Raw genomic sequence first — 6,493 nt, 5'->3', positions numbered from 1 at the left:
GAGCCGTCGGCGCGGCGCGGCGCGCATTCGACACCTCCGGCTGGTCCCGCGACATCGAGTTGCGCTATCACTGCCTCAAGCAATTGCAGGAGGCGCTCGACCGCCACAAGGAGCGGCTGCGCCGCATTGTGGTGACCGAGGGCGGCTGCCCGATCTCGGTCACCGGCAGTCAGATCGAAGACCCGGTCAAGGAGGTCGGTCACTGGGCGGAGCATGGCCGCGCACCGGCAACGTCACCATCAACGGCAGGTCGCACTTCGGCATCACCAGCCCGTTCGGCGGCACCAAGCAGAGCGGACCGGGCCGCCGTAACGGCGCCGAAGGGTTCCGCGAGTACCTGGAAAGCAAGACGATCGGGCTACCCTGAGGGCCTGGTTGACGGCTCCGCTGTCGCGGCCAATTGACCGCAGGCGGCGGCGATTTCACGGCCTCGGGTGTCGCGAACGGTGCACGACACACCACGTTCGCGGACCCGCTTGACGAACTCGCGTTCAGCGGGCTTGGGGCTGGCGTCCCAGTCGCTGCCCGGTGTCGGGTTCAGCGGGATGACGTTGACGTGCACCAGCGGTCCGAGCGCGCCGTGCAATCGCCTGCCCAGCAGGTCGGCTCGCCACGGCTGGTCGTTGACGTCGCGGATCAGCGCGTACTCGATCGACACCCGGCGGCCGGTCACGTCGGCGTAATACCTTGCCGCATTGAGCGCTTCGGCGACCTTCCAGCGGTTGTTCACTGGGACCAGCGTGTCGCGCAGCTCGTCGTCGGGTGCGTGCAGCGACAACGCCAACGTGACATTGAGGTGTTCATCGGCCAGTCTGCGAATCGCCGGCGCCAGCCCCACGGTCGACACCGTCACCGAGCGTGCGGAGGTGCCGAAGCCCCGCGGCGCCGCCGCGATGATACGTCGAACCGCGGCCAGCACCCGGGTGTAGTTGGCCAGCGGCTCCCCCATGCCCATGAACACGATGTTCGACAACCGGCCGCCGTCGCGCCTGCGCGACGATCCTGCACCATCGCGCTCACGCAACTCGACGGCCGCGGACCGCACCTGCTCGAGGATCTCGGCCGTCGACAGGTTGCGGGTGAGCCCGGCCTGACCGGTGGCGCAGAATGGGCACGCCATGCCGCAACCGGCCTGCGACGAGATGCACACGGTGTTGCGCTGCGGATAGCGCATCAGCACCGATTCAAATGTGGTGCCGTCGATCGCCCGCCACAACGTTTTTCGGGTTTGACCGGCATCGCACTCAATCTGCCGTTCCGGCGTCAGCAGCGTCGGGAAGATCGCGTCGGCGACCCTTTCCCGCACCGCCGCCGGCAGGTCGGTCATCTCCCGTGGGTCTGCGATCAACCGTCCGTAATACTGGTTGGCCAGCTGATTGGCCCGAAACGCCGGCAGACCCAGCTCCGTGACCGCGGCGATGCGACCGGCATCGTCGAGATCCGCCAGGTGCCGTGGCGGCATCGCGCGACGCGGCGCGGCGAACACCAAGTCCATAGTGCGCCTTACCTTTCCGTCGCCAGAACGTCGTGGACCGCGTCGTCGACGGTGGCCACCACCGACTCGTCGACGCCGGCCCGGCCACGGACGAACACGGACGCGCGGTTGGCGGCCGGCATGCCTTCGGCGGGGCACAGACCGTCGGGCAGCCGGCCGATCAGCGGCAGTAGCGCCACGCCCAGGCCAGCGCGGACGGCCGCGTAAAGACCGGCGAGGTCGGAACATTCGGCCACGATCTGATAGTCCACGCCCAGCTTGTCGAGTGCTGAGAACGCCGGCTCACGCAGTGTGCAGGGCTCCCCGAAGATCACCAGCGGCAGCGGCTCGCCGATCGGCGCCGAGAAGCTGCGGGAAGCGATCCATTTGAGCTCGACAACCCCTGAAGCATTCGCGCGGTCGAACCCGGATCCGTCGAGCATCACCGCAAGGTCGACAAGCCCGCGCTCGATCGCGTCGGCCAGCGACACGTTGCGGTCGAGCCGGAAGCGGACCCGCCAGTCCGGCAGGCGCTGCCGCAGCACACCGGTCAGGGCGGGCAGCAGGACGTCGGCACCGTGCTCGGTGGCGCCGATGACCAGCACGCGCCGATCCGTCGCGCCGAGGTCGTCCAGAGCGCCGTCGTGGGCGGCCAGGATCGTGCGGGCGTGCCGCAACACCCGCTGGCCGAGTTCGGTGAACACCACGCCCCGGCCGGACCGCTCGACCACCGGTCCCCCGACGACGGCCTCGATCCTGCGGAGATGCTGGCTGACCGCCGACTGAGTGAGGTGAAGCGCGGCCGCGGCACGGTGAAATCCGCCACAGTCGGCGACCGCAACCACGCTGCGCAGCGGCGAGATGTCCAGCACCTGAGCCATCCCTTCACTGTATTGCGATCAGTACGAATGATCAATATTGCACGCTTCTCGGGTCGAATAGGCAATGTTGCCAAGACCACGATCATGATTCGTGATCGGTTGTGATCGCCAATAATCGTTGGACGGCGTCGGTGCGCGCCGACAGCATGGCAGCATGGCCTTCCCCCGCATGCCGCTGCGCACCGCATCCGCTGTGACGTTCTTCTACGCGCTGGGCTACCCGATCGGCAATCTGGCCGTGGCAGGCATGACGCCGATGGCCGCATTGGTGCTGCGCTTCGGGCTGGCGGCCGCCATCCTGGGCGCCTGGACCCAACTGTCGAGCGCACAGTGGCCGAGGGGCCGCCAGCTGGGTCACGTCCTGGTGACCGGGGTGCTGATGCAGGCCGTGCAGTTCTGCTGCTTGTACGAGGCAGTGCAGCGCGGGGCACCCGCGGTGCTCTGCGCGGTGCTGATCGCGATGAACCCGGTCACGACCGCGATCCTCGGCGCTGCCGTCCTCGGCGAGCGGCTCAACCGGTGGCGCATCGTCGCGCTGCTGTTGGGGGTGGTTGCCGTGCTCGCGGCCTGCGCGAGCAGGCTGATGGCCACCCACGGTCTGGATCCGGTGATCGTGCTGCTGGTGATCGCGCTGCTCGGGCTGTCGGCGGGCGGCATCTACCAGCAGCGGTTCTGCGCCGGCGTCGACTTCCGGGCCACCAGCGCGCTGCAGAACGCGGTCGCGCTGATTCCGGCCGCCGTGCTGGCCGGCCTGACACCGTTCGCCGTGCACGACGCGGTCAAGGCAACGGTCGCGATCGCCGGGATCGTTCTGCTCAACGCGACACTGGCCGTCAGCCTCTACGTGCGGGCGATCAACACCCACGGGGCGGGCGCGGTCGCGATGCTCTTCGCGATCATCCCCGCGGTGGCCGGCCTGCTGTCGTGGCTGATGCTGGGTCAGCGCCCGGACATCGGTATCGCGGTCGGGCTGGCCGTCGGCGCGGTCGCGTGCTGGCTGAACAGCCGAGCCTCAGGCCAACAAAGTCAGGACGATCCACGCGGCGACCGCGGACGGCAGCATCGCATCGATGCGGTCCATCAACCCGCCGTGGCCCGGTAGCAGCGTGCCCATGTCTTTGATTCCGAGGTCGCGTTTGACTTGGGACTCGACGAGATCACCGAGCGCTCCGGTGATCACCAGCATCAAGCCCAGCGGCACACCCACCCAGGCCGGTTTGTGCAGCAGAAACGCGACGGCAAGCACCGAGGCGGTGACGCCGAACAGCAGCGATCCGCCGAGGCCCTCCCAGGACTTCTTCGGGCTGATGGCGGGAACCATGAGGTGTTTGCCGAACAACACGCCGGCGGTGTAGCCGCCGATGTCGGAGCATACGACGGTCAGCATCAGGCAGAACACGCGTGCGGCGCCGTCGTGCGGATAGATCAACAACCCGCCGAAACTCGCGAACAGCGGCACCCAGGTGGCCAGGAATACCGTCGCGGAGATGTCCCGCAGATAATTGACGGGCTGCTCGGCCAGGCCTTGACCGACGAGGCGCCAGATCATGCAGACGACGACGGTGGCCGCGAAGCCGCCGAGGGCCCCGGCAGGTCCGTACGGCCACGTCAGCCACAGCATGGCCTGGCCGCCGATCAACAGCGGCACGATCGGGACGGCGTAGCCCGCTTCCCGCAGCCTCCGCGTGACCTCGTGCGTCGCGATGGGGATGGCCAGCGCCAGTAGGACGAGCCACAGCTTGGGCGCGAACACCAGGATCACGATGAGGATCCCGCCCAACCCGGCGCCCACCGCGATCGCGGCGGGCAGATTGCGGCCGGCGCGCGAGTTCTTCGGAAACTTCTCCCCGTCGGGGCTGCCCGTATCGGTTTCGGCCACGGAAATCGCTCGCTGCCGGGTCATCTAGACCTCGAGCAGCTCGCCTTCTTTGTGCTTGACTAGTTCGTCGATCTGGCCGACGTACTGGTGGGTGGTCTTGTCGAGGTCCTTCTCGGCGCGGCCGACCTCGTCCTCCCCGGCCTCGCCGTCCTTTCGGATGCGGTGGAGCTCCTCCATCGCCTTGCGCCGGATGTTGCGCACCGACACCCGTGCGTCCTCGCCCTTGGCTTTCGCCTGCTTGACCAGGTCGCGGCGGCGCTCCTCGGTCAGCTGCGGGATCGCAACCCGGATCACGTTGCCGTCGTTGGTCGGGTTCACGCCGAGGTCGGAGTCGCGAATCGCCTTTTCGATCGGCCCGAGCTGGGACTGCTCGTAAGGCTTGATGACCACCAGCCGCGCTTCTGGCACGTTGATGCTCGACAGCTGGGTGATGGGCGTGGCCGCGCCGTAGTAGTCGATGGCGATGCGGGAAAACATCGCCGGGTTGGCCCGCCCCGTGCGGATGGACGCCAGATCGTCGCGGGCGACTGCGACGGCCTTCTCCATCTTCTCTTCAGCGTCGAAGAGGGTTTCGTCGATCACGGCGTCCTCCTCAGGTGGTGACCAGTGTTCCGACTCAGGTGGTGACCAGTGTTCCGATCTTCTCACCCGCGACGGCCCGCGCGATATTGCCGTTCGTCAACAGGTTGAAAACCAAAATCGGCATGCCGTTGTCCATGCAAAGACTGAATGCCGTCGCGTCGGCCACCCGCAGCCCGCGGTCGATCACCTCGCGGTGGGTGATTTCGGTGAGCAGCTCGGCGTCGGGGTTGGCCCGGGGGTCATCGGTGAACACCCCGTCGACAGCCTTGGCCATCAGCACCACGTCCGCCCCGATCTCCAGTGCGCGCTGCGCGGCCGTGGTGTCGGTGGAGAAGTACGGCAGCCCCATGCCCGCGCCGAAAATGACCACACGGCCCTTCTCGAGGTGCCTGCGCGCGCGCAGCGGAATGTACGGCTCGGCCACCTGACCCATGGCGATCGCGGTCTGCACCCGGGTGGCGATGCCCTCTTTTTCCAGAAAGTCCTGCAGCGCGAGGCTGTTCATGACCGTGCCGAGCATGCCCATGTAGTCCGAGCGGGTGCGCTCCATGCCGCGTTGCTGGAGCTGGGCACCGCGGAAGAAGTTGCCGCCGCCGATGACGACCGCCACCTGTACGCCGCTGCGGACCACCTCGGCGATCTGCGTGGCCACCTGGTGTACCACGTCGGGGTCCAGGCCGACCTGGCCGCCGCCGAACATCTCACCACCGAGCTTGAGCAGCACGCGGGAATATTTCGGCCTGGGCGCCGAGTGCGGAGCCGACGACGCACCGTTGGTGCTGGTCGCGTCGTCACCCATTGAGCTCCTCCGGCTACTCGCATGAGAGCGCCATCGGAGGCGGTTTGCCCAGGACGGCACTCCCAATCCTGCCTCATCGGGCGTTCCCAGCGAAAACCGGGTAGCGCGTGTCGGGCTGCGGCAGGTGCGCGGAGAGAGCAGCCAGGCCGCGACGGACTTGCGGCCCTTCGGCTCGTCCTGAGCCCGATGGCGGGAAACGCCGCGAGGTTCTCAGGGATGTGGCCGTGGATGCGCGCGGGCTTGATCTCGTCGATCCGTCGGCCGTTACGGCGTTCGACGGGCCCTCCGGCAATGCGGGCTTGTCGAACACGAGCACGTAGTAGGACGCGCCCGGCGCGGCGGCGCGCGCGAGGTCTCAAACGAGCCCATGCTGGCAATCGACCGTGGTGACGTGTCACAGCCGGCGGCGCGCAGCATCTTTGGCGTTCCGCTGTACAGCGCGCCCGAGGGAACCATCGAGGATGGCGTCGTGTGGGCAATCGCTGCCGGCAAGGTCTTCACCGTTCTGCGGCAGGATATTTCGGTTCAGGCGAATCCGAGCTTCCACTTCGGCCGGACAGCACCGCAGTGCGTGGGACGATGCGGTTGGGCTACGGCTTCCGGCACCAGGCGGCCTTCGTGAAGATCACCTCGGTGCCGCCCGGCTCGTAACAGACCGTGGGGCAAGGCAGCGCCCGGCCCCAGTTCCACCTCCTGGCCGGGGCCGGGCGCATCCACAAGACCAACGCGACCGTTCCGGCTAGGAAGGTCCCCGTCATGGCCCGAGCACCCAAAAATTTGCAACGAGTTTGGTTGTCGGCACTGATACGTGGAGCCGTAATCGGCACCACGACCGACTGCGACCACATTGCAACCGGCACCGGCACCGCAACGGCGCA

7 protein-coding genes and 3 pseudogenes are annotated in these 6,493 nt (G+C 67.7%); 4 read left to right on the top strand and 6 right to left on the bottom strand.

Annotated elements, in window-relative coordinates; translation table 11 throughout:
- Positions 1-221, top strand: a pseudogene (locus VKG81_RS01030) (aldehyde dehydrogenase family protein); the annotation flags it as partial.
- Positions 221-367, top strand: a pseudogene (locus VKG81_RS21435) (aldehyde dehydrogenase family protein); the annotation flags it as partial. The pseudogenes VKG81_RS01030 and VKG81_RS21435, both read left to right, overlap by 1 nt.
- On the opposite strand, the gene rlmN reads toward VKG81_RS21435, so the two are convergent.
- Complete coding sequence (gene rlmN / locus VKG81_RS01025; protein WP_324388965.1) at positions 359-1,495, bottom strand: 23S rRNA (adenine(2503)-C(2))-methyltransferase RlmN; 1,137 nt, start codon at positions 1,493-1,495, stop codon at positions 359-361. The pseudogene VKG81_RS21435 and the gene rlmN overlap by 9 nt on opposite strands.
- Before the next feature lie 8 nt (positions 1,496-1,503).
- Positions 1,504-2,355: a LysR substrate-binding domain-containing protein gene (locus VKG81_RS01020; RefSeq protein ID WP_324388964.1), complete on the bottom strand. Its 852-nt coding sequence runs from the start codon at positions 2,353-2,355 to the stop codon at positions 1,504-1,506.
- Positions 2,356-2,524: 169 nt separating this feature from the next.
- Between VKG81_RS01020 and VKG81_RS01015 the strand changes: the two genes are divergently transcribed.
- Positions 2,525-3,457 (top strand): DMT family transporter, encoded by a 933-nt coding sequence (locus VKG81_RS01015; protein ID WP_324388966.1) that lies wholly within the window; start codon positions 2,525-2,527, stop codon positions 3,455-3,457.
- Here the strand turns inward: VKG81_RS01015 and VKG81_RS01010 are convergent.
- From VKG81_RS01010 to VKG81_RS00995, 4 genes and pseudogenes are all read right to left on the bottom strand, one after another.
- On the bottom strand, positions 3,368-4,258 hold the full coding sequence (locus tag VKG81_RS01010; RefSeq protein ID WP_324388963.1) for a phosphatidate cytidylyltransferase: 891 nt from the start codon (positions 4,256-4,258) through the stop codon (positions 3,368-3,370). The two genes, VKG81_RS01015 and VKG81_RS01010, sit on opposite strands and share 90 nt — an antisense overlap.
- Positions 4,259-4,816: a ribosome recycling factor gene (frr, locus tag VKG81_RS01005; RefSeq protein WP_324388962.1), complete on the bottom strand. Its 558-nt coding sequence runs from the start codon at positions 4,814-4,816 to the stop codon at positions 4,259-4,261.
- Positions 4,817-4,850: 34 nt separating this feature from the next.
- Positions 4,851-5,615, bottom strand: a complete 765-nt coding sequence (gene pyrH, locus VKG81_RS01000) for a UMP kinase (RefSeq protein WP_324388961.1) — start codon at positions 5,613-5,615, stop codon at positions 4,851-4,853.
- A gap of 132 nt (positions 5,616-5,747) precedes the next feature.
- Positions 5,748-5,967: pseudogene (locus tag VKG81_RS00995) on the bottom strand (class I SAM-dependent methyltransferase); the annotation flags it as partial.
- A gap of 15 nt (positions 5,968-5,982) precedes the next feature.
- On the opposite strand from VKG81_RS00995, the gene VKG81_RS00990 reads away from it, so the two are divergent.
- Entirely contained in the window at positions 5,983-6,237 is a 255-nt protein-coding gene (locus VKG81_RS00990) for a hypothetical protein (RefSeq protein WP_324388967.1), read from the top strand.
- The last annotated feature ends 256 nt before the right edge of the window (positions 6,238-6,493 follow it).

The sequence above is a fragment of the Mycobacterium sp. genome, assembly GCF_035314905.1.
Taxonomy (GTDB): Bacteria; Actinomycetota; Actinomycetes; order Mycobacteriales; family Mycobacteriaceae; genus Mycobacterium.
The sequence above is the reverse complement of the archived record's forward strand: the minus strand, read 5'-3'. Positions and strand labels throughout refer to the sequence as shown.

Bases quoted from the DNA above. Each gene is read 5' to 3' on its own strand.
- pyrH (WP_324388961.1), bottom strand. From the start codon at position 5,615: ATGGGTGACGACGCGACCAGCACCAACGGTGCGTCGTCGGCTCCGCAC.
- VKG81_RS01010 (WP_324388963.1), bottom strand. From the start codon at position 4,258: ATGACCCGGCAGCGAGCGATTTCCGTGGCCGAAACCGATACGGGCAGC.
- VKG81_RS00990 (WP_324388967.1), top strand. From the start codon at position 5,983: ATGCTGGCAATCGACCGTGGTGACGTGTCACAGCCGGCGGCGCGCAGC.
- rlmN (WP_324388965.1), bottom strand. From the start codon at position 1,495: ATGGACTTGGTGTTCGCCGCGCCGCGTCGCGCGATGCCGCCACGGCAC.
- VKG81_RS01020 (WP_324388964.1), bottom strand. From the start codon at position 2,355: ATGGCTCAGGTGCTGGACATCTCGCCGCTGCGCAGCGTGGTTGCGGTC.
- VKG81_RS01015 (WP_324388966.1), top strand. From the start codon at position 2,525: ATGCCGCTGCGCACCGCATCCGCTGTGACGTTCTTCTACGCGCTGGGC.